The sequence below is a fragment of the Pseudomonas sp. SCA2728.1_7 genome, assembly GCF_018138145.1.
GTDB classification, from domain to species: Bacteria; Pseudomonadota; Gammaproteobacteria; order Pseudomonadales; family Pseudomonadaceae; genus Aquipseudomonas; species Aquipseudomonas koreensis_A.
In genome coordinates this window covers 5,386,914-5,409,687 of the sequence record NZ_CP073104.1, presented here as the reverse complement: position 1 = coordinate 5,409,687, position 22,774 = coordinate 5,386,914, and the positions used below count along the sequence as shown (strand labels likewise).

The 22,774-nt window shown below is 59.3% G+C and carries 15 protein-coding genes; 4 read left to right on the top strand and 11 right to left on the bottom strand.

The annotated features are described in order from the left end of the window. Positions 1-176: 176 nt before the first annotated feature. The 7 genes from tadA to treP all read right to left on the bottom strand — a co-directional run bounded on the left by tadA (position 177) and on the right by treP (position 9,561). Positions 177-677, bottom strand: a complete 501-nt coding sequence (tadA, locus tag KBP52_RS24315) for a tRNA adenosine(34) deaminase TadA (protein WP_212621122.1) — start codon at positions 675-677, stop codon at positions 177-179. Continuing rightward, positions 677-2,053, bottom strand: a complete 1,377-nt coding sequence (locus KBP52_RS24310) for a multicopper oxidase family protein (protein WP_212621121.1) — start codon at positions 2,051-2,053, stop codon at positions 677-679. Before KBP52_RS24310 ends, tadA begins: the two co-directional genes overlap by 1 nt. 117 nt (positions 2,054-2,170) lie before the next feature. Next, on the bottom strand, positions 2,171-2,461 hold the full coding sequence (locus tag KBP52_RS24305) for a PTS transporter subunit EIIB (RefSeq protein WP_212621120.1): 291 nt from the start codon (positions 2,459-2,461) through the stop codon (positions 2,171-2,173). Positions 2,462-2,463: 2 nt separating this feature from the next. Next, positions 2,464-4,986: a phosphoenolpyruvate--protein phosphotransferase gene (ptsP, locus tag KBP52_RS24300; protein WP_212621119.1), complete on the bottom strand. Its 2,523-nt coding sequence runs from the start codon at positions 4,984-4,986 to the stop codon at positions 2,464-2,466. Between the two features lie 62 nt (positions 4,987-5,048). Further along, entirely contained in the window at positions 5,049-6,272 is a 1,224-nt protein-coding gene (locus KBP52_RS24295) for a carbohydrate porin (protein ID WP_116033168.1), read from the bottom strand. Positions 6,273-6,378: 106 nt separating this feature from the next. Beyond that, positions 6,379-8,028, bottom strand: a complete 1,650-nt coding sequence (treC, locus tag KBP52_RS24290) for an alpha,alpha-phosphotrehalase (protein WP_137218368.1) — start codon at positions 8,026-8,028, stop codon at positions 6,379-6,381. Between the two features lie 90 nt (positions 8,029-8,118). Further along, a complete protein-coding gene (gene treP / locus KBP52_RS24285) occupies positions 8,119-9,561 on the bottom strand; it encodes a PTS system trehalose-specific EIIBC component (RefSeq protein ID WP_212621118.1) in 1,443 nt (480 codons plus the stop codon). A gap of 235 nt (positions 9,562-9,796) precedes the next feature. On the opposite strand from treP, the gene treR reads away from it, so the two are divergent. The 3 genes from treR (at position 9,797) to KBP52_RS24270 (ending at position 16,932) form a co-directional block, all read left to right on the top strand. Further along, complete coding sequence (gene treR / locus KBP52_RS24280; RefSeq protein WP_034156275.1) at positions 9,797-10,501, top strand: trehalose operon repressor; 705 nt, start codon at positions 9,797-9,799, stop codon at positions 10,499-10,501. 101 nt (positions 10,502-10,602) lie between these two features. Beyond that, positions 10,603-13,689: a membrane-targeted effector domain-containing toxin gene (locus tag KBP52_RS24275; protein ID WP_212621117.1), complete on the top strand. Its 3,087-nt coding sequence runs from the start codon at positions 10,603-10,605 to the stop codon at positions 13,687-13,689. A gap of 105 nt (positions 13,690-13,794) precedes the next feature. After that, positions 13,795-16,932: a membrane-targeted effector domain-containing toxin gene (locus KBP52_RS24270; protein ID WP_212621116.1), complete on the top strand. Its 3,138-nt coding sequence runs from the start codon at positions 13,795-13,797 to the stop codon at positions 16,930-16,932. 77 nt (positions 16,933-17,009) lie between these two features. Here KBP52_RS24270 and guaA read toward each other — a convergent pair whose 3' ends face one another. The 4 genes from guaA to KBP52_RS24250 all read right to left on the bottom strand — a co-directional run bounded on the left by guaA (position 17,010) and on the right by KBP52_RS24250 (position 21,726). Continuing rightward, complete coding sequence (gene guaA / locus KBP52_RS24265) at positions 17,010-18,587, bottom strand: glutamine-hydrolyzing GMP synthase (RefSeq protein ID WP_007916833.1); 1,578 nt, start codon at positions 18,585-18,587, stop codon at positions 17,010-17,012. Between the two features lie 99 nt (positions 18,588-18,686). After that, positions 18,687-20,156, bottom strand: coding sequence for an IMP dehydrogenase (guaB, locus tag KBP52_RS24260; RefSeq protein WP_007916845.1), 1,470 nt, complete (start codon positions 20,154-20,156; stop codon positions 18,687-18,689). A 117-nt stretch (positions 20,157-20,273) separates the two neighbouring features. Beyond that, positions 20,274-20,822, bottom strand: a complete 549-nt coding sequence (locus KBP52_RS24255; protein WP_077574417.1) for a sugar ABC transporter ATPase — start codon at positions 20,820-20,822, stop codon at positions 20,274-20,276. Positions 20,823-20,958: 136 nt separating this feature from the next. Beyond that, complete coding sequence (locus KBP52_RS24250) at positions 20,959-21,726, bottom strand: sulfite exporter TauE/SafE family protein (RefSeq protein WP_212621115.1); 768 nt, start codon at positions 21,724-21,726, stop codon at positions 20,959-20,961. Positions 21,727-21,826: 100 nt separating this feature from the next. Between KBP52_RS24250 and KBP52_RS24245 the strand changes: the two genes are divergently transcribed. After that, positions 21,827-22,714: a LysR family transcriptional regulator gene (locus tag KBP52_RS24245; protein WP_212621114.1), complete on the top strand. Its 888-nt coding sequence runs from the start codon at positions 21,827-21,829 to the stop codon at positions 22,712-22,714. Positions 22,715-22,774 lie beyond the last annotated feature (60 nt).

Genomic DNA, 22,774 nt, shown 5'->3' with positions numbered 1-22,774 from the left:
TCAGGTCGGCGGACCTCGCCCATCCAGCTCGGTCAGTCCCCTGTACTCTGGGAGAGGGAGCTGATCGTTGAGCTTTTCAAAACTTGAGTTCGACTCGGTATCTCAGGTCGGCGGACCTCGCCTATCCAGCTCGGTCAGTCCCCTCTCCCTCTGGGCGGTCCGACGTTTCGGGAGGGTTAGGGTGAGGGGCTTTTTGCTCTTCGGGCGCGGAAGAACTCGGTCAACACCGCGCCACACTCCTCCGCCAGCACCCCGCCTTCATACAACACCCGGTGATTCAAAAAGCCCTTGGTAAAAAACTGCCCCTGACTCTGCACAATCCCCGCCTTCGGCTCCAGCGCGCCATACACCACCCGCGCCACTCGCGAATGCACGATCAACCCGGCGCACATGCTGCACGGTTCCAGCGTCACATACAGCGTGCTGCCCGGCAGGCGATAGTTATCCACCGCCTGCGCCGCCGCACGAATGGCGACCATTTCCGCATGGGCACTCGGGTCGCTGGTGCTGATTGGGCAGTTGAAGCCGCGGCCGATGATCTCGCCATCCTGCACCAACACCGCGCCCACCGGCACTTCGCCGAGGGCTGCGCCTTGTGCCGCGAGGGTCAGGGCTTCGCGCATGAAGTCACGGTCTCGGCTGCGGTCGATGATCGCGGCGGGGCGAATCTGGCGCATCACTTCACCTCGATGGCGGCCATCAGGCCGGTTTCCATGTGGTCGATCACGTGGCAGTGGAACATCCACACCCCCGGATTATCGGCCACCAGCGCCACTTGCGCGCGCTCGTTCTTGCCCAACAAATAAGTGTCGGTGAAGTACGGAATGATCTTGTGCCGGTTCGACGCGATCACCTTGAAACTCATGCCATGCAAGTGGATCGGGTGCTGATACTGGGTCATGTTCTTCAATTCGAAGATGTAGCTCTGCCCCAGCTTCAGGCTGGCGATCGGTCGGTCGGCACAAGTCTTGTCGGTGATGTCCCAAGCCTTGCCGTTGATCTGCCACAGGCTCGGCGGCCGGCCATTGTCGACGTTGACCGACACCGAGCCGACCCATTCGAAATTGAAGTTGAGTTTCTCGGCATTGGCCAGGTCCGGCTCTGCCACCGGGTTGGCCGGCAGCGCTTTTGGCCAGTCAGTCGGCGCCTCGTTATTGGCCACCGAACGCAGGGTGCCGAGACGTACCGGGCCATTGCGCAGCGACAACTCTTCGCCCGCCGCCGGTGCCTTGATCGCCAGACAAATGCGCATGCCCGGACCCAGCCAGTATTCCTTGCCCAACGGCCGTGGCTCGACCGGATTGCCGTCCAGCGCATAGATCTGCGCTTCGACACCGGGAATGTTGATGCGGTAAGTCAACGTGTTGTCGAGGTTGAGCAAACGCACCCGAGTGATCTGCCCGGCCGGCAGTTCGATCACCGGGGTCGGCACACCGTTGATCGTCGACAAGCGCCCCGCCGTACCGCCACGCGCCGCTTCACGGGGAATACTGAATTCGACGAAGTTGCCTACGTCATCGATGTGCCAGTTTTTCAGGCTCAAGGTTTTTTCGTACTTGAAACCGGTGGGTTCGCGCTCTTCGATGATCAGCGGCCCGACCAGACCGCGCCCGAGTTCTTCGCTGCTGCTGACGTGCGGGTGATACCAATAGCTGCCGGCATCCGGCACGCGGAATTTGTAATCGAAGTACTCACCCGGCAACACCGGCAACTGCGACACGTACGGCACGCCGTCCATTTCCAGCGGCAGACGAATGCCGTGCCAGTGAATGGTCGTCGCCACCGGCAAGTGGTTGATGAAGCGTACCCGCAGCCATTCACCCTGGCGCACACGCAACTCGGTGCCCGGCGCCGACGGGCCGAATGCCCAGGCCTCGGTCTTGTGCCCCGGCACCAGCTCGACGTCCAGCGGTGCGGCGATCAGTTCATAATCGTGGCCCGCCTCGGCGTCGGCCATTTTGCCCAGCCAATAACGCGACGCGCCCCCCGCACCAACGCCAACGACAACAAGACCGGCCAGGCCACCGAGGATTTGGCGACGGGTAAAGGACATGAACTCAACTACCTCACGTATCAGCGACAGGCCCTGAAGGCCTGCAAAAGGCGAATACGATACACCTGCGGTTGAGAAACAGTAAGGGCGACCTGAGGCCGCACATCACCTGCCGGCTTAAGGCCGCAGCCCGGTAATCAGGTGCACCACACCGTCCGCCAAGGGCATCACGCCCGCGACTCCGGCGGCGCTCAACGCCCGTTGGTCGATGTGCGACACATCACGCAACACTACCCGCACCCGCGTCAACGCCAGCGGTTGCTGCGACTTCAGGTTATCCACACCGCCCAGCGCCGCGACGATATCGGCGCTCAACTCGCCAGTCGGCTCGGCCGCAGCTGTCGGTGTGTCCGCGACCAGATCCGGGGTCAGGGCTTTCCAGAATGCCTTCTGCAATTGATCGAACATGTTCAGTTCTCCAGAACCCGCAAAGTATCGACGGTTGCCTCGTGAAACAGCTGCAACGCCTCGCGCACCTGCCCGGCACTTTCCAGACCGAGCACCTGTTGGGCGATGATCTGACAATCCGCCAGCGCAAGCTCGCGCACTGTTGCCTTGACCGGGGCAATCATCGGCACGCTCACCGACAGTTCGTCCACACCCAAACCCAGCAACAGCGGCACCGCCAGACGTTCAGAGGCCATCGCCCCGCACACGCCGACCCATTTGCCATGGGCATGCGCGGCCTTCACAGTCATGGCGATCAGACGCAGCACCGAGGGATGAAAACTGTCCGCCTGACTGGCCAGGCGCGGGTGATCGCGATCCATCGCCAGGGTGTATTGCGTCAGATCATTGGTGCCGACCGAGAAGAAATCCACCAGCGGCGCAAACAGATCCGCCATCAGCGCTGCGGCCGGCACTTCGATCATGATCCCCAGTTTCGGCCGTTGCGTTAGCCCTAGCGCGAGGATTTCCTCGTCGAGCATCTGCCGCGCCAGACGCAGCTCCGACAGCTGCGTGACCATCGGCAACATGATGTGCAAACGTGTCAGATCGCAGCAGCCGAGCATGGCGCGGAACTGCTCTCGCAATAATTGCGGGCGCTCCAGGCACAAGCGAATGCCGCGCACGCCGAGGAACGGGTTGGTTTCGCTGTCCATGGGTACGTAGGCCAGCGGTTTGTCGCCGCCGACATCGAGGGTGCGCACCACCAGATTGTGCGCAGGCCCCACGCAGCGAGCGATCGCGCTGTAAGTGGCGACCTGTTCGTCATGGCTCGGCGCGTGGTTGCGGCCCAGGTAGAGAAACTCCGAACGCAGCAGACCGACGCCCGCGCCCCCCGAGGCCATGGCCTGCTCGGTTTCAGACAAAGAGGCGACATTGGCCGACACCTCGACGTGATGGCCGTCACGGGTGCGCGCCGCGAGCGTTGCATTGGCCAGCTCATGCTCGTGGCGTTGGCGCTGTTGCGCGTGGCGCGCCTGCCATTGTTTGATCGCCGCCGAGTCCGGATACACATGCAGTTCGCCCTTGTCGGCATCGAGCAGTACTTGAGTGCCATTGCTCAGCGCAAGCATCTGCACCGGCACCCCGCAGATCGATGGCAGGCCACAGGCGCGTGCAAGAATCGCCACGTGACTGGTCGCGCCGCCCCCGACCGTAGCGAAACCCAGTACCTTGCTGGTATCGATACCGGCGGTCTGCGACGGCGTCAATTGATCGGCAATCAGAATGCTCCCTTGCGGCAGCTCCAGCGCCTGCTCGCCAATCCCTAGAAGCAGTTTGAGCACGCGGCGCCCGACATCGGTCAGATCCGCCGCCCGTTCGGCCAGCAGTGCACTGCCGAGCTGGCGAAACATGATCGCGGTTTCTTCAGTGGCGGCGCGCCAGGCGAACGCCGCACTTTTGCCCTCGTCGATCAACGCTTGCGCCTGATCGAGCAGACCCGGATCTTCGAGCAGTTCCTGATGGGCCTTGAAGATCTCGGCTTCGGCTACACCAGCAGCGGTATCACGCAAATGCTGCAAGGCCAGATCGGCTTCGATCAGGGCATTGGCGAGGGCCGCACGCTCGACGTCTGCTCCGCCGCCAAATTCGCTGACGTCGAAGACCGGTTCGCTGATCTGCACCACTTGGCCCAATGCCGAACCGGGTGACGCGCAGACGCCCCGCAGAAGCGTTAGCGCGACGACGACCTCGGTAGGCGCCACTGCCGTTACCGTTTCACCGCAGCCTTCGGCCAATAGTCGAGTCAGCACCTCGATCGCTGCATCAGCGTCTTCGCCCACCGCACTGAGCTGCACGCTGTCGCCGAACGCGGTCTGCAACGCCATGATCGCCACCAGCGATTTGGCGTTGGCTTGAGCCTGCTGCTTATGCAGGTAAATCTTTGCCGAGAAGACCTTTGCCGCTTGCGCGAACACTGCCGCCGGGCGCGCGTGCAGACCATTGGGGTTGGGCAGTTTCAATGATAGTGAGAAAACGGCCTGACCTTCTGCCGCCACTGCTTCCTCGCTGAGTGCCTGCGTGCTGGCTATTTCAAGCAACGGCTGAGCACTTTCGACCTGTCCGCTCGACGCGACCAGCCAGGTAAACGGCTCACCGCTGACCACCAGCATCAACGTCATCAGGCTGCGCGCATGCCGAACAATGTAATCGGCATCGAACTCGATCAGCGCCTGCCCGGCGGCAACCCGTTGCCCCTCTTCGACCAGGCGAGTGAAACCTTGCCCGCCGAGGTTCACCGTATCCAGGCCGATGTGCATCAACACCTGCACACCATTGTCATCGGTGATGCTCACGGCATGCCCGCTGGCTTGCACGTTGCTGACAATTCCGGCCATAGGAGCACAAAGGGTCGACGAGGTCGGATCGATGCACAGACCGTCGCCGATCACGCGCCCGGAAAACACCGGATCGGGCACTTGCTCGAGCGCCATCAGGACACCGGACAAGGGAGCCAGCAGTTGCAAAGGTTGGGGTGTGGCCATGACGTCACCTGCAGTTTTGTTCTTTGAAGTGCCGATGGAGCACGACGCTCCATCAGCATCGCTTATTTCCACCAGTATTCGACCTGCAATCCGACATTCGCACCGTGGCGAGCGGTGCCGAAAGCGCCGGTGTCAGACAATGCCGAGCCTTTCGCCAGTTCGTTGGCCGCACGTTTCGCCGCCTCGTTCCAGGTGGCATACGTGTAATACAGACGCACTTCGGGACGCGCCCAGAACTCCGGGCCTTTGGGCGACCAGGTCGGGGCAAACGTGAACTTGCTCAGCTTGCGCGTGCCGCCCGGTGCTTCGACTTGATCGTGACCCAGTTCGGTGACCAGTTTGAAGTGTTCGCTGAGCGCGTAGGCAGGCCTTATCCCCAACGATATCCAGTTTTGATCGGCACCGTCCGGGCGAATGTCTTTCTGATACACCGCCGCGATTTGTCCGCCAAAACGCGGGGTCACCTGCCAGTCGAAAAACTCGACGATCCGGTAGCTTTTATTGTTGTCGTCCAGTTTGACGTTGCCGGTATACCCCAGCCCGGTGCCCGGCCCCTCACCGTATTGCAGGGCCAGTTTGTTCTTGCCGCCGAGAAAATCCTTTTGCACATGTTGCGTGGTGATCGCCCAGCCTCGGTGGGCATCGCGGCTGTCGGGCTTGTCGATATAGCTCAGGCCGAACTCCAGCTCACCGCCCGGGTTGCTCTTGAAACCGGCGACGTTGAAGTCATGCCGATTGATGTAGTCCTTCTGGTACAGATTGTCCTTGCGCGAGAAGGCGTAGCTGTATTTAAGGTCGCCGATCAATACGTCTTCGACCCCGCCCCCGGTGGCGCTCTGGTTCCAGTAGTAGAAGTCGGAAATATGGATGTCATTCCGTTTGTAGTAGCGGCGCCCGGCCCACAGTGAACCGCCATTGAGCGCCGGCATTGCCGACCACTGTGCGTAGGCTTGCGGCAAGCGTATCGAGCCATTGTCGTCTTTGAACGTGGGGCTGCGGTCGTAGCGGTTATACAGCGAGGCCATGCCGTCGACACTCAGGACCGAACCATCGTCGAGGGTGTACAGATCCTGACGCAACTCCAGTTCACCGTACTGCTCGCACTCGTTACCCAGACGATATTTGGTCTGCGCACCGGGTAACTGGAAGCACGACTGACCGCTGCTGTTGACCGACGTGCCGACACCGCTGCGCAAGTAGCCGCCAAACTCCAGCGCTTGTGACGCTGGCGGTAAAGCCAGGCAAAAACCTGCGACTGCAAGGCTGCGATTTATTGTTGTTTTCATAAGCCACCCCATTGTTTTTATTGTCTGGTTGCATGAATTCGGCGCGCAGAAATCCCCCGCGCAGTGCTCTGCGTGTTGTTTTGAAAGCTGTTTTTTTAGTTAACGGTCAGGGATCGATCAGGTGCAGAACGAATGACTCGTAAGGTCTTAAAGTCACCTGGCGCTTGCGCAACGGCCCGTCCGCATAATTGCTGATCAACTGGCGCTGGCTCATCGACTCGCTGATGACCGTCGCCGGCAACTCCACTTCACAGGTTGTCCCGTAAAAGTTGTTCACCACCAACAAACGCTCGGCGTCACCTTCACGCACATACGCCCAGACCTGCGGATGCTCAGGCAGCAATTGTTGGTACAGCCCGTCGGTGATCAACGATTCGCTGCGGCGCAGCGCGATCAGACGGCGGTAGTGATGCAACACCGAGTCCGGGTCGTCGAGCTGATGGGCGACGTTGATCTGCGCGGCATTGGCCGGTACTCCGATCCACGGTTCGACGCTGCTGAAACCGGCGTTCGGCCCAGCGTCCCAGTGCATCGGCGTGCGGCCGTTATCACGGGACTTCTGCATGATCGCCGCCATGTTGTCGGCATCACTGCTACCGGCTTCACGTTTGAGGCGAAAGATGTTCAGCGTCTCGACATCGCGATAATGCTCGATCGATTCGAACCCCGGATTGGTCATGCCCAATTCTTCGCCCTGATAGACGAACGGCGTGCCCTGCAGAAAATGCAGCGCGGTACCGAGCATCTTCGCCGAGCGTTCGCGGTACTCGCCGTCATGGCCGAAACGCGAGACCACGCGCGGCTGATCGTGGTTACACCAGAACAGCGCGTTCCAGCCGCCACCGGCCTGCATGCCGGTCTGCCAGTCGGACAGAATTTTCTTCAGCTGAAGGAAATCGAAGTCGGCGCGTACCCACTTCTGCAGGTTCGGATAATCGACTTTCAAGTGGTGAAAGTTGAAGGTCATCGACAGTTCTTTCGACTGCGGATTCGAATAGCGAATGCAGTGTTCGAGGCTGGTCGATGACATCTCGCCGACATTGATCAGCTCGTGCCCTTCGAAGACTTCGCGGTGCATCTGCTGCAAGTACGCGTGGACATTCGGCCCGTCGGTATAAAAGCGGCGGCCATCGCTGCTGTCTTCGGGAAAGTCCTCAGGCTTGGAGATCAGATTGATCACGTCCAGACGAAAACCGCCCACACCCTTGTCTCGCCAGAACTGCATCATCCGGAACACTTCAGCGCGGACCTCGGGATTGTCCCAATTCAGGTCGGCCTGGGTGTGGTCAAACAGGTGGAGGTAATACTGACCGGTCTGGGCCTCGTACTCCCAGGCGGAACCGCCGAACTTGGATTCCCAGTTGTTCGGCTGATCACGCCAGATATAGAAGTCACGGTAAGGATTGTCGAGGCTGCTGCGCGCCTGCTGGAACCAGACGTGTTCGATCGAGGTGTGATTGACCACGATGTCGAGCATCAGCTTGATCCCGCGCTTGCCCGCTTCGGCGATCAACAGCTCGCAGTCGGCCATGCTGCCGTAGCTCGGATCGATGGCGTAGTAATCGCTGATGTCGTAGCCATTATCACGCTGCGGCGAACGCAGAAACGGCGTGATCCACAAGCAATCGACACCCAGCCAGTGCAGGTAGTCGAGCTTGGCGACGATACCGAGCAGATCACCTGTCGGGTTGCCGGCGTGGCTATGAAAACTCTTCGGGTAGATCTGGTAGATCACCGAACGTTGCCAGTCTTGCATGGCACAACTCCTTCAATAAGTCCGTGCAGCTCGCGCCCACATTGAAATGCGATCAACTGTGGGAGCGAGCCTGCTCGCGAAAGTGCTTGATCAGGCAACCCGATAACCGGGCCGGACAATCTTCATGCTCAATGCACAGGTCAGAACAAACGGCACGAGCATGGCAATCAGCATCCCCAGCACAAACATCGGGATGTACTGCGGAATGATCGAGATGAATCCCGGCAGGCCACCAACGCCAATGGCCGAGGCCTGAACCTTGTTCAACGAAAGAAACACACAGCCCAGCGCCGAGCCGGTCAGCGCGGCGTAAAACGGAAACTTGTAGCGAAGATTGACGCCAAACATCGCCGGTTCGGTGATACCGAAGTAGGCGGAAATCGCCGAGGTCGACGCCATGCTCTTGTCCCGCGCATTGCGCGTCATCCAGAACACCGCCAAGGCAGCACTGCCCTGTGCGAGGTTGGACATGACGATCATCGGCCAGATGAAGGTGCCGCCCTGGGTCGAAATCAATTGCAGGTCGACCGCGAGAAACATGTGGTGCATGCCGGTGATCACCAGCGGCGCGTACAGCAGACCGAAAATCGCGCCACCCACCATCGGCGCCAGGTCAAACAACATGACCAGCCCCTCGGTGATGAAGATGCCGATGTGGCGGGTCACCGGGCCGATCACCGCCAGCGCCAGCACGCCGGTGACGACGATGGTGGTAATCGGCACCACGAGCAATTGAATGGCGTTGGGGACGCGCGCGCGCAGCCATTTTTCGATGACGCTCATCACGTAGGCCGCCAGCAGAATCGGTAGGATCTGCCCCTGGTAACCGACCTTTTCCACCTGAAACAGACCGAGAATGTCGAAGTACGGCAACTGCTGCCCGTCCAGCCCGGCCACGGCCTTGCCGTAGTTCCAGGCGTTGAGCAGATCCGGATGTACCAGCATCAGGCCAAGCACAATGCCGAGGATCTCGCTGCCGCCAAAGCGTTTGGCCGCCGACCAGCCCACCAGCGCCGGCAGAAACACGAACGAGGTGTTGGCCATCAGGTTGATCAGGCTCCACAGCCCGTCGAGTTTCGGGTAGGCATCGAGCAGGGTCTGCCCTTCGATGAACATGCCTTTGGCGCCCAGCAGATTGTTGATACCCATCAACAGGCCGGCAATGATCAGCGCCGGCAGGATCGGCATGAACACGTCGGAAAACACCCGCACCAGCCGCTGCACGGCGTTGATCTTTTCGGCGCTTTTCTGTTTGACGTCAGCGATGGTCGACGCCGCGAGACCGGTCTGGCGACGCAGTTCGGCATAGACCTTTTCCACTTCGCCCGGACCGATGACTACCTGATACAAGCCGCCAGTGAAGAACGAGCCTTTGACCAGATCGATCTGATTGAGCGTGGCAGTGTCGACCAGGCTCGGGTCCTTCAGGGCCAGTCGCAACCGCGTGACGCAATGGGCAGCCTGTTCGAGGTTTTCGCTGCCGCCGAGGCTTTGCAGCAATTGCCTGGCGATATTCGGGTAGTCGTGGCTCATGCTAGTTCTTCCGCTATGGATTGTTGTTATTGGCAGCACGCCGAAGCGAAAAATACTCGTCTGTACGAGTTAATGCAACAACTCGTACAGACGAGTTTGTTTATGTATATTCCCGCCAGACCGAAGACGAATTTTCCTACTCAGCCCTAAGGTGATTTCCATCGTCCACATGGACAAAGCCCTACCCTGGCCTTAAGGTTCGTGGCTTTGAGCACAGTCGGCACCGAGCCTACCCATGAGCAAATACAACCAGATCTATAGCGATCTGCTGGCCAGCATCACGACTGAACGCCTGGAGCGCGGCGCCCGCCTGCCTTCCGAAACCGAACTGATGGACAGCTATCAGGCCAGCCGTGGCACGGTGCGCAAGGCGATCGAACTGCTTCAGGAACGCGGCTTTGCGCAGAAGATCCACGGCAAGGGCACCTTCGTGCTTTCGACCAACCCGATCGAGTTTCAGCTCGGTGGCATCGTCAGCTTTCAGGAAACCTACCCACGCCTGGGCAACGACGTCAGCACCGAAGTGGTCGAACTGAGTCAGATCCCGCTCGAAGGCGCCCTGCTCGAGCATATCCATGCCGAACCGGGCAGCCTCATCACGCGGATCAAGCGGGTGCGGCGGATCGATGGCAAACGGGTCATCCTCGACATCAACCATTTCGTCAGCGAAGTGATTCCCGGTCTGTCGCTCGACATCGCCGAACAGTCGATCTACGCCCATATCGAACAGACCCTGCAGTTACAGATTGCCTACGCGCAACGCACCATCGAAGCGGTGCCGCGCAGCAAAGATGATCAATTGCACCTGGACCTCGACGGTCAGAGCCATGTGATCGTGGTCAGCAACCAGACCTTCCTTCAGGACGGTCGTCAGTTCGAGTACACCGAATCGCGGCACACCTTGGACAAGTTCTACTTTTCCGACGTGGCACGGCGCTGACCCCGGCACGTTTTCAACGATCATGTGCGGTACATATGTAGTGCACTCCCCTTGAGCGAATCGGCCATGCTCGGCCTTCATTTCTCAAGGATGGAGAAAGCATGTACGCCACCCAACCAAGCCCTCTGCCGAACGCGGCCGACAAGGCTGCTCTGAAGCGAATAGCCTATACCGTCGTGCAGAACTGCCCCGGCCTGCAGGACGCTGCCCGTGAAGCGGCCCGTGATCTGCTGGAAGCCCAAGGCTTGTCGAGTCTTGATCCGGATGAGGTTTATTTCCATCGTTTCAAGACGGCCCAGAGCAGTACCCGCTCGTTTACCGGCTGGGAGCACATCCGCGAAAAACCCTACGAATCGATGACCCTGACGCAGTTGGTGATTCATCGTTTTCGCGCCACCGACCAGGACAATGCCGATCTTCTCGATCTGTACGGCGGCTTCTATACGGAAGGTCCGCAGTCTGAGAATTTCGACGAAAAGAACCAGGTGCGCCTGCATGGCAATGAGGTCTTGAAGGCGTTCTGGAACCTCGATTTCAGTGGGCACTACACGGCCATTCTGACGGACTTCTGGAACAGTCACGGCGAGGATTTCCGCACCTTGGCCAAGTGCAATTTCCTTAGCCGTGCGGTGCAGGCTCTGGATCTTGGGCAGCTCAACGGCAGTGACTTTCAATGGCTGGTGGATTCCGTGGTGGGGCCTCTCAGTTGGCCGGTCACCTTGAGCATGCTGCAAGCGAGTCACACGCCAACGGGAGAGGTTTGCGCCTTCGACATTGACGGGCACGTCGCCCCGCAACTGCTGCGCCTCGTCGCCCCCGCCGGCCGGCAGATTATCTATTTGCCCAATGAAGCCGAGGCATTTGTGGTCAAGGAAACGGCGGCGGACCTGCATTGGTGGGTGCTGGATCAGCTGAACGACGCAAAACGCCGCGCGACCTTCCTGAATCATTTTGCTCTCGCCGATCGTCAGCAGATGAGCGAGAACATTAGTGATCTGATGAATCGCCTGGTGGCCACCTGGGGCCGGGCCGACCATCATCTGATCAACCGTACAAACCAAGTGCTGAGCGATGATGCATTCAGTTGGCTACGCGACTCGACCCGCCAGGCAATGTTCGCAGAAGCGCACCTGTCCCTGACATCCAATGGCGATCTGCGCAAAAAGTTGTGGATCGGTTATCTCAGTGCGGGTCTCAAGGTGTTCGGGCCGATGGCCACTGTCGGATGGCCGCTGGCGTTGCCGGTAATAGGCGCGACCATCGCCAGCATGGGCCTGAATATCGATCAGGCGCAGAACGGCAAGACCAACGCCGAACGCAAGGCCGGCGTATTGGGGGCGGTACTGAGTGGCATCAACCTGTTATTCAACCTTCCATTGCTGATCGGCACCGGACCACTGCTGGAGATTGGCGCCGAAGTCGATGCGGCACAGGCCGCAGAAATGGCCGAGTACAGCGAAGCGCTGAATCCTCCCTCCGAGGCTGACAAGCCAATGCAGATCATGGTGCCGGACGATGCCGAAATCACCCTGCCAAATGTCGATGAAACGACGCTGATTCCTGCGCAGAACGCCCCATCGCCAGCGGTACCCGAACGTTATCAATGCAACGAGTTGCTCGACGGCACGGCACTCGGCGAGGAGTCCGGGAAGTTCCACGGAATCTACCGTCTCGACGCTGATCCGCCCTACGCCATCCTGATGAATGACGCTCCGTACTACGTGCGCTACTTCGCCAACTCTCGGGGCAGTGGTGACTGGGCGATCATTGACCCCGAGCGACCCAACCAGCTCGTCCACGCCCTGCCTGTCCGTCTCAATGGCGAAGGTGAATGGGAGCGCATGCCAGCACTGGGCCTCAAGGGAGGCGGTCAGTGCATGGGCAAGCAATGCGCCCCTGATATCGAACTCGATACCTTCGAACCGGTATCACCGGAGACGCCCGCACAACCAGTGGCAGAACCGCAATCGTCGACATCACGGCCCCCGCGCCCGGTGACCAGCGCCTACGACATCGACCCGCCGGTGCGTCGTTCGATAAAAGCCTGGGCACTGAATCTCAACGAAACACATGCCCAACTGCAGCCCGACGGTGCTGGCGGTTTCGGCATGGACGACCCGTTCGAGTTGTATGCCGCCGGCAAACGCCAACTCCTGCAGAGTTCAGCCCGAGGCTTTTTCAGGAACCTGCCGTGGGTTATTCAGCCTGCTCGTCCGGCAATGCGCGAAATCAGCCGCCTGATGACGCTGGCCGATCTTGTCGACGGGATTTTTGAAAGTGCTTCAGGGCTAGTGGTGGGAGAAACCCTTGATCGCATCGCCAGCCTGCGTTTTCTGATTGAAAGCATGCCGGCATTGGCTCGCCACGCGAAAACCCTCTACATGCGCGGGCTGCTCAGTGACTTCGCTCAGGTTGAACTGAACCGCTACTTCATCAGCGGCCAGATGACCGTGGATTTACGCACTTACCTGAACAGCCTCGGCACCGATCCCGGCGGTCTATTCAACCCGTTGGAACTGGTCCAGGTCGCACGAGCGAACGGGGTTCGGGTCCAGGCGATCGACTGCGCCGCCAGCTACAAAATGAAAACCCCGCTGCCCGCCGTCGACGAGCAGATGATGAGCACCTATCTGACAAACGACATCATGACCGGCGATGTCTACCTCAACAGCCCGGGAAAATGGATCGTAGTGACGGATGCTCACAACACCAATACCTTCAGAGGACTGCTGGGCATCAGTGAGTTGAAAGGAGCAATCGGTCTGCGAATCGATGAAGTCGGCATTGGTGAAGAGCTGGGCGTGGATGTCGATCCGGGTATTGAAGTACCACGCGGCAGCTCGCCCGGTGGCACTGTCAGGCAAGGAAATCCGGATCTTCTGCGCGCCGACTTGCGCTTGAAAGTCCAGGCACCCGAGCTGGCCTGGAGCGAGGAGACGCTGGAGAATCTTTTGTATAGGCGTGGCATGTATCTGTTTGAAAAAGCGGGCGACAGCTACACGCTGATCCACCGCAGCAAACAGGGCATGCTCCAGCGCACGCCGATAACTCGATTGAGTGACGGCAAGGTCTCGCTCCTCCGACCTGCGTGGCAGCGTGTGAATGACATCGCGTTCGCCAATCTGAAGGACATGTCTCAGCGGTTGTCCGATACCGGACTGATATTGCGTAGCCGGATCCCTGATTGAGGCTCTCCGGTTGAACATGAGGGACAATATGCGGTAGCCGGGTAGTGCACTCCCCTTGAGCAAATCGGTCATGCTCAGTTTTTGTTTCTCAAGGATGAAGAACATATGACCGCCCCCGAACGACGTCTCCTGCCAAACGCAGCGGACAAAACTGCCCTCAAAGCCATTGCCGCGACTATCGTGCAGACCTGCCCGAGTTTGCTCGACGCAGCCCGGCAAGTCGCCAACGAAATCCTGGCGGAAAAAGGACTGTCCGGCCTCGATCCCGACCGGATTTACTTCCACCGTTTCAAAACGGCGCAGAGCAGCTCGCTGACCTTCACGGGTTGGGAGCATATGCTGGAAAAGCCTTATGAAACGCTCACCCTCACGCAGTTGGTGATCCATCGCTTTCGTGCGACCGATCAAGACAACGCAGATCTCCTTGGCCTCTACTGCGGCTTCTACTCGGATGGCCCGGAGGCGGAAAACTTCAATCAGAGCAATGAAGTGCGATTGCTCGGCAGCGATGTGCTGAGGGCATTCTGGGATGTCGACTTCAGCGCGCGCTACACAGGTCAACTGGCGAGATTCTGGCAAACCTCGTCGGATAACTTCCGCGTCTTGGCAAAGTGCAACTTTCTCAGTCTGGCGGTGCAGGCGCTGCAGCAGGGTGACCTTGATGGCACTGATTTTCAGCGCATCGTCGGCTCGGTAATCGGGCCCGTCACCTGGCCCGTCACCTTGCAAATGCTGCAAGCGTTACACCCGGTCGGTGCTGAAGTGCGGGCCTTGGATCTCGATGGCCACGTCGCCGTCAATGCGCTGCGTCTGGTGGAAAGCAGCGGCCGGCAGACCCTTTACTTGCCAGGCGAGGCCCGGGCATTCCTCTTCAAGGACGATGAAGCGGATCTGCATTGGTGGATACTTGAGCAGATGAATTCAGACGACAAGCGCACGGCATTTCTCCAGCATTTCCCGCTGGCTGACCGCCATCACCTCAACGAAAACCTCACCGATCTGATGAACCGTCTGGTCAGCACCTGGGGTCACAGCGATCACCGCATGATCAATCGCAGCAACGTCGCGATCAGCGGTGACGCATTCACTTGGTTGAGCGAGTCAACACGCTCGGGCATGGTTGCCGAGGCGCACCTGGCGCTCACGTCCAACAGTGACCTGCGCAAAAAACTCTGGATCGGTTATTTGAGTGCCGGTTTGAAAGTATTCGGTCCGATGGCAGCAGTGGGCTGGCCTGTGGCGTTGCCTTTGATTGGCGCCAGCATCGCGAACATGGGATTGAACATCGATCAGGCCATCAACGGCACTACGCCAACCGAACGCAAGGCCGGTGTTACTGGCGCAGTGCTCAATGCCATCGACATTGTGTTCAACATTCCGTTTCTGATCAGCACTGGCGCGCAACTTGAAGTGGGCCCGCAGGTGGAGTTTGCCGAAGCTGAAGAAATGCGCGGATTGATCGAGTTCACTTCGCCTGACACACCCTTCTTGCCGCCTCTGGATCAACCGCCAATCCCGGTAGTTGATCCAGAAGTGCCCGTTGAGCTGACAAACGAAATCGCCATCGAGACTACCCTCGAATCCACCCGGCAGTTGGCCACGGCGGCTGCGCGCCAAGATTGGTCTGTTCCAAGGATTCCTGCCAAATATCGATGCAATGAGATATTGGCCCACCGTTCTGTAGAGGCAGCGCCAGGCAAATATGAGGGGATTTACCGCCTGGACAAGGAGCCGGGCCATGCCATTGAAATGGAGGGTACCGCGTACTACGTGCGCTACTTTGCCGACTCCGAAGACGCTGGCAACTGGGCCATCGTCGATCCCGAGCGACCTAATCAGTTTGCTTACTCGTTGCCAGTCCGCTTCGGCAGTAGCGGCAAGTGGCAACGCATACCTGCGCTGCGTCTCAGGGGAGGCGGCCAATGCGTGGGCAAGGCTGGTTTCCTGGACACCGACCAGTCCTCGTCCTCGGCCCCGGCTACAGCAACGCCGTCAGCGGAGCTTCCCCTCGTCGACCCGGTTTCACCGGTCGCGCGACCACTGCGCCTGGTGACTCCCCTCAACGACATCGCAGGAGTGGACATGGCGAAAATGAAAAGATGGGCCATGAACTTGCCTGAAACTTTCACCGAGCTCTCCAGTGCAAACCGCAGTAAACCATCAACGGCCGATACATATGCGGCCCATTTCCGCGAAAGACGCACGTCCCTGCTGAACGAGGCCAAAGAGTATTACTCAGAGCTGAACTGGACCAACCTGCCCGCACGGCCAGTCATCCCGCAAATCGATGTCGAGATGCAGACGGCTGAGCTGATTGATCGCATCTTTGCCAATACCGATGGACTGGTCGTCGGCGAAACCCTTGATCGCATCGCCAGCATGCGTTTCATGATCGAAAACATGCCGGCGTTCGCACGGCATATCGACACACTGTACGTGCGGGGATTGCTGAGCGATTTTGCCCAGACAGATCTCAACGAATTTCACCTGTCGGGAGAGATGTCAGAGGATCTTCGAGGCTACTTGTCCAGCCTGGGTACCGACCCTGATGGCCGGTTCAACATGCTTGAACTGATCAAGGCTGCCCAGGCCAATGGCATCCGCACCCAAGGTCTTGAAGTCGCGCACAGTTACAAGCTGAAGGTACCGCTGACTTCGATCGAAGAGCAGATGATCCACGCCCGGCTTGCCTCGCAAATCATGTGGGGTGACGAACTCCTCAACAGGCCGGGCAAATGGGTAGCCCTGGTCGAGGCACCGAACACCAATACCTTCAGAAATCTGCCAGGCATAAGCGAACTCAGGGGCGGCATCGGTTTACGGATTGAAGAAGCGACGTCCACCGAAACGGCCGGCATCAGCATCGACCCGGGACTGGAAGTCGCTCGGGGCCCTTTTGATAACGGGGCATCGACGCGCAACTCATCCGACTTTCTATTCGCGGATTTGCGCTTGCAGATCGAAACACCTGTGCCGCAGTGGACTGAGGCAACGGTGAATACACTGCTGAATCGCAACGGCATGTTCATGCTCGAAAAAACGCAGAATGCATACACGCTTGTGCGTCGCAACAGCGACGGCAATATCGTTCGAACCATGGTGAATCGCCGAGGGGATGGTCAGGTTTACATCTGGGCACAGTCGATGCCGCGGATCAGCGGCATCATGTTCCGTGACATCGGTGCGTTATCCCAGCGCCTGATAGAGATCGGCTTGACCCTGCAAAGTCGCATACCCAGCTAACTGTTTTTTCAGGGCATGAAACGAAAAAACCCTTGGCTTCAGGCCAAGGGTTTTTCGTTAATCAACCTGCAGCGGGATCACTCCCACTCAATGGTCGCCGGCGGCTTGCTCGACACGTCGTAAGTGACGCGGGAGATGCCTTCGATTTCATTGATGATGCGGCCGGAGACGGTTTCCAGCAGTTCGTAAGGCAGGTGAGCCCAACGCGCGGTCATGAAGTCGATGGTCTCCACGGCACGCAGGGCAACTACCCAAGCGTAACGACGGCCGTCGCCAACAACGCCAACCGATTTCACTGGCTGAAACACCACGAACGCCTGGCTGACTTTGTGGTACCAGTCGGCTTTACGCAGTTCTTCGATGAAGATGTGGTCAGCGCGACGCAGCAGGTCGGCGTATTCCTTCTTCACTTCACCGAGGATGCGCACGCCCAGACCCGGGCCCGGGAACGGGTGACGGTAGACCATGTCGTACGGCAGGCCGAGTTCCAGACCCAGACGACGGACTTCGTCCTTGAACAGTTCGCGCAGTGGCTCGACCAGTTTCAGGTTCATCTCTTCCGGCAGGCCGCCCACGTTGTGGTGCGACTTGATCACGTGAGCCTTGCCGCTTTTCGCGCCAGCCGACTCGATCACGTCCGGGTAGATGGTGCCCTGAGCGAGGTACTTGATGTTTTCCAGTTTGTTCGACTGGGCATCGAAGACGTCGATGAAGGTGCGACCGATGATCTTGCGCTTCTTCTCTGGATCGGCTTCGCCGGCCAGGTTGTTCAGGAACTGCTCTTCAGCGTTGGCGCGAATGACTTTGACGCCCATGTTCTCGGCGAACATGGCCATCACTTGCTCGCCTTCGTGCAGACGCAGCAGGCCATTGTCGACGAAGACGCAGGTCAGTTGGTCGCCGATGGCTTTGTGCAGCAGCGCGGCAACCACCGAGGAGTCAACGCCGCCGGACAGACCCAGCAGCACGTTGTCGGTACCGACCTGGGCGCGGATGTTGGCGATAGCGTCTTCAGCGATCTTCGACGGCGTCCACAGGGCTTCACAGCCGCAGATGTCGAGGACGAAACGCGAGAGGATGCGACCGCCCTGCTTGGTGTGGGTCACTTCCGGGTGGAACTGCACGCCGTAGTAGCCACGGTCGTCGTTGAACATACCGGCGATCGGGCAGCTCGGGGTGCTGGCCAGAATGTGGAAGTCTTCCGGCATCCTGGTGACCTTGTCACCGTGGCTCATCCATACGTCGAGGCCGAACAGGCCGTCAGCGTCGATATGGTCTTCGATGCCGTCGAGCAGGCGGCTCTTGCCGACCACGTCAACGCGGGCGTAACCGAACTCACGCAGCTCGGAACCTTCAACCTTGCCGCCCAGTTGCTCGGCCATGGTCTGCATGCCGTAGCAGATACCGAAGACCGGTACGCCCAGGTCGAACACTGCCTGAGGGCAACGCGGGCTGTCGGCGACGTGCACGGACTCGGGGCCGCCGGCGAGGATGACGCCTTTAGGAGCGAATTCGCGGATCGCATCTTCGTCCATGTCGAACGGGTGCAGTTCGCAGTACACGCCGATTTCGCGCACGCGGCGGGCAATCAGTTGGGTGTATTGCGAACCGAAGTCGAGGATCAGGATGCGGTGAGCGTGAATATCGAGGGCCATGATTCAGTCTCGTCTAAGTCGTTCAGAAACAGTCGTGATTCAGAAACAACTCGGGGCTGAATCAAACAGCCCCGGTTGCTTACTTTATTGCTTTAAGGCTCAACCTACGCGGTAGTTTGGCGCTTCTTTGGTGATCTGCACGTCGTGCACGTGGGATTCGGCCATGCCGGCGCCGGTGATCCGCACGAACTCAGGCTTGGTGCGCATTTCTTCGATGTTGGCGCTACCGGTGTAGCCCATCGAGGAACGCAGACCGCCCATCAACTGGTGAATGATCGCGCTCAGGGTGCCTTTGTACGGCACACGGCCTTCGATGCCTTCCGGAACGAGTTTCTCGGCGCCTGCCGAGGAGTCCTGGAAGTAACGGTCGGAAGAACCTTGAGCCTGGGACATGGCGCCCAGCGAACCCATACCGCGATAAGCCTTGTACGAACGGCCCTGGAACAGTTCGATTTCGCCCGGCGCTTCTTCAGTACCGGCGAACATCGAGCCCATCATCACGCAGGAAGCACCGGCTACGATGGCCTTGGACAGGTCACCGGAGAAACGGATGCCGCCGTCGGCGATCAACGGTACGCCAGTGCCTTCAAGGGCAGCAGCAACGTTGGCGATGGCACTGATTTGCGGGACGCCGACACCGGCGACGATACGGGTGGTGCAGATCGAGCCAGGGCCGATACCGACCTTGACTGCGTCAGCGCCTGCTTCGGCCAGAGCCTTGGCAGCGGCGCCGGTGGCGATGTTGCCGCCGATCACCTGCACTTCAGGGAAATTCTCTTTGACCCAGCGAACGCGGTCGATCACGCCTTTGGAGTGACCGTGCGCGGTATCGACTACCACGACGTCCACGCCAGCATTGACCAGCGCGGCTACACGGTCACCGGTGTCTTTACCGGTGCCGACAGCGGCGCCAACGCGCAGACGACCTTGATCGTCCTTGCTGGCCAGCGGGTAGGCTTTGGCTTTTTCGATATCGTTGACGGTCATCATGCCTTTGAGGGCGAATTTGTCGTCGACGATCAGCACGCGCTCGATGCGGTGCTTGTGCAGCAGTTCGCGTGCTTCGTCCTTGCTCGCGCCTTCCTTGATCGTGACCAGACGCTCTTTGGGCGTCATCACTTCACGGACGGTGGCTTCCAGACGGCTTTCGAAACGCACGTCACGGGAGGTGACGATGCCGACCAGGTCGCCATCGTGCAGCACCGGAACGCCGGAAATGTTGTGCATGCGGGTCAATTCGAACAGATCACGAACCGTGGCATCAGCCTCGATGGTGATCGGATCCTTGACGACGCCGGCTTCGAACTTCTTGACCTTACGCACTTCGGCAGCTTGCTGCTCGATGGTCATGTTCTTGTGGATAATACCGATGCCACCTTCCTGAGCCATGGCGATTGCCAGACGGGCTTCAGTAACGGTGTCCATGGCGGCAGAAACCAGAGGAATGTTCAGCTCGATGCCACGGGTAAGGCGGGTCTTGAGACTGACTTCGTTAGGAAGCACCTCGGAATAACCAGGCACTAGGAGAATGTCGTCGAATGTCAGAGCTTCTTGGCTGATACGCAGCATCGCGGGGGCTCCCGAGCGGGAAAATGGAAGCGCGCCATTATAGTCAGACACCCCCTGCTGTTCAATGTAAAACTCAGCTTAATATCAATGTTGCTGATGTACGGGAAATCCCCGGCCCTACAGCTCCACCTTGACCCAAGAGACAGGTTGATCGAGCCAATCGGCGAACTCGTCGATAAAGCTTTGCTTGAAGCCCGCCTCCAGCCAGTTGTTGAAGATGAAACCGAGGTTGGAAAACGCACATTCCTGCAAAAACAGAAAACCGTTGATGTCATCTTCATGCCCGCATTCCGGGCAAGTGAAGTTGTCGGTGCGGCCCGGGAACCAGTCTTCGAGGCTTTCGAACAGTGCTTCGCCGACTTCACGACGGCACTCGGCGCAACCGGCCTCTTCGAGGAAGCCTTTGGCCGGGGTATAGATACAGCGCTTGGTGACGATCTCCAGCCCATTGATCGGCTCACCGAATGGCAACGCTTGCGGGTGCAGGACCACGGCCCTCGCGCCGTCGGCGATCGCGTAAGCCATGCGATTGCCGGTGCGGCCACAGGTGCTCAGCTCTTCTTTGATGATGTTCTTGCGCACCAGCCAGCGCACGATCGCCCGGGCCCGGGGTTCGTGGACCGGCAGGGTGGAGATTTTCGGGACGATGATGCTTTGCGAATTCATGGAAAGTCCTGCGGTGTGGCTTCTGACGCCTTCGCGAGCAGGCTCGCTCCCACATCGGAATGCAGTTCCCTGTGGGAGCGAGCCTGCTCGCGAAGAGGCCTTAAAGGCCGGCAGCTTAATCCCTGACAAAATCCGGTCAAGTGCTGAGGTAGCGCCCGATCAACGCCAGCCCGCTCGCCAGCACCAGCCACGTCACCAACCGCACAAACGCCTCGCGCGACAAACGCATGGTCAACCGCCGCCCGATCCACAGCCCCAGCGCCATGGCCGGTAACAAACACAGCGCCAGCATCAACAAGGGTAGCTCGGCATACACACCCGCGATGGCAAACAGGCTCAGGCGCACCACCGTGCTGCAACTGATCAACGCACTTTGCGTGGCCCTGGCGGCCTCTTTCGGCAGTCGGCTGTTGAGATAAATCGCATATAAAAAGCCGCCACTGCCAAACAGCGCCCCAAACAACCCGCCCACCGTGCCCATCGGCACTGCCCACGCCGCCGACAATTGCGTCGGCCGCGCTTTCACCCACAGGCTGTAAATCGCGTAAGCGCTGATAAACAATCCCATCAACAACAGCAACACATCGGATTTGAGGTTGAGCAAGAAAATCACCCCCAATGTGCAACCCACCGCCATGCAAGGCAGCAGCCGCAACAACTCCGGTTTAGCCACATCCCGCCGCGACGGCAGCAGGTTGCCGAACGCCGCGACAAAATCCAGCAGCACCAGCAACGGCACAATCTTCGACAGCGGCATGAACAGAATCAGAATCGGCCCCGCCACCAGCGCCGTGCCGAATCCGGCGATACCGAACACGATGTAAGCCAGGGCGATGCCCAGCCCGATCACCGCCCAACCGCCGGGGCCCCACGCCCACTCACTCAACAACCCCGCCACGCTCATCGATGCGCTTCCTTAATAGGCCTGTGATGACTTTAGCCAGCGCCGAGGGTTGCGACTAATATCTTAAAAGTCGCTTACCCATCTCAAAAAGGCATGCCTGATGCTTTCAACCCGTCAACTGCGTTACTTCGTCGAAATCGCTGAGTGCGGCAGCTTCAGTTCGGCAGCCGAACGTTTGTTTGTTGCGCAATCGGCGCTAAGCCGGCAGATCAAGGACATGGAGACGCGCCTGCAAACCCCACTGTTCGAACGCACGGCGCGCCAGCCTCGACTGACGGCGGCGGGCGAAGCGTTTCTGCCGCGGGCAAGAAATCTGCTCAATGAGCTGACCAAGGCCAGCGCCATGGCCACGGAAGTCGGCAACGGTCAGCTCGGCACCTTGCGCCTCAGCCATTCCAGCACCGTGTCGATCAGCGGCCGTTTGCTCAGTGACATCGGCGCGTATCTGCAGCGACAACCCGGTGTATCGCTGGACATCGGCAAGTTGTCTTCCGAGGCGCAACTGGAAGAGTTGGCCGAGGGCCGACTCGATATTGGCTTGCTGCGCCTGCCGGTGTTGCGCCAGCGTGAAGGGATTCAGATTGTGCCGCTGTTTACTGAACGCTTGCTGCTGGCAGTTCCCATGGATCATCGGTTGGCCGCCGCTGAGCGTGTCGACCTGGCACAGTTGAAGGACGAAGCGTTCATCTCGATCCCGCACCCGCAACGCGGCGGCTTGAGTTATCTGTGTGCTGACCTGTGCATGCGTCAGGGCTTTTTCCCGAAAGCCGCGCGGGTAATGTCGCGCAAAACCACGCAGTTACAGTTGATTCAGGCCGGGTTCGGCATCGCCCTGCTGCCGGAATCGATGCAGGACATCGCTCCGAGCGGCGTACGGTTTTTGCCGCTGGCCGATGCCGACTGCCAAAGCACCGTCGCCCTCGCCTATCGCCAGAACCCCACCCCGCTGATCCAACACTTTATCGAAACCTTCACAACCCCCTTGTAGGAGTGAGCCTGCTCGCGATAGCGGTTGAACATTCAACCTATCCTGCGACTGACACACCGC

What these genes read in the sequence shown, in the direction of transcription:
- KBP52_RS24245 (WP_212621114.1), top strand. Translation starts at nt 21,827, where the DNA reads ATGCTTTCAACCCGTCAACTGCGTTACTTCGTCGAAATCGCTGAGTGC.
- KBP52_RS24310 (WP_212621121.1), bottom strand. Translation starts at nt 2,053, where the DNA reads ATGTCCTTTACCCGTCGCCAAATCCTCGGTGGCCTGGCCGGTCTTGTT.
- KBP52_RS24295 (WP_116033168.1), bottom strand. Translation starts at nt 6,272, where the DNA reads ATGAAAACAACAATAAATCGCAGCCTTGCAGTCGCAGGTTTTTGCCTG.
- guaA (WP_007916833.1), bottom strand. Translation starts at nt 18,587, where the DNA reads ATGGCCCTCGATATTCACGCTCACCGCATCCTGATCCTCGACTTCGGT.
- guaB (WP_007916845.1), bottom strand. Translation starts at nt 20,156, where the DNA reads ATGCTGCGTATCAGCCAAGAAGCTCTGACATTCGACGACATTCTCCTA.
- treC (WP_137218368.1), bottom strand. Translation starts at nt 8,028, where the DNA reads ATGCAAGACTGGCAACGTTCGGTGATCTACCAGATCTACCCGAAGAGT.
- KBP52_RS24255 (WP_077574417.1), bottom strand. Translation starts at nt 20,822, where the DNA reads ATGAATTCGCAAAGCATCATCGTCCCGAAAATCTCCACCCTGCCGGTC.
- KBP52_RS24275 (WP_212621117.1), top strand. Translation starts at nt 10,603, where the DNA reads ATGTACGCCACCCAACCAAGCCCTCTGCCGAACGCGGCCGACAAGGCT.
- KBP52_RS24270 (WP_212621116.1), top strand. Translation starts at nt 13,795, where the DNA reads ATGACCGCCCCCGAACGACGTCTCCTGCCAAACGCAGCGGACAAAACT.
- treR (WP_034156275.1), top strand. Translation starts at nt 9,797, where the DNA reads ATGAGCAAATACAACCAGATCTATAGCGATCTGCTGGCCAGCATCACG.
- KBP52_RS24250 (WP_212621115.1), bottom strand. Translation starts at nt 21,726, where the DNA reads ATGAGCGTGGCGGGGTTGTTGAGTGAGTGGGCGTGGGGCCCCGGCGGT.
- tadA (WP_212621122.1), bottom strand. Translation starts at nt 677, where the DNA reads ATGCGCCAGATTCGCCCCGCCGCGATCATCGACCGCAGCCGAGACCGT.
- treP (WP_212621118.1), bottom strand. Translation starts at nt 9,561, where the DNA reads ATGAGCCACGACTACCCGAATATCGCCAGGCAATTGCTGCAAAGCCTC.
- KBP52_RS24305 (WP_212621120.1), bottom strand. Translation starts at nt 2,461, where the DNA reads ATGTTCGATCAATTGCAGAAGGCATTCTGGAAAGCCCTGACCCCGGAT.
- ptsP (WP_212621119.1), bottom strand. Translation starts at nt 4,986, where the DNA reads ATGGCCACACCCCAACCTTTGCAACTGCTGGCTCCCTTGTCCGGTGTC.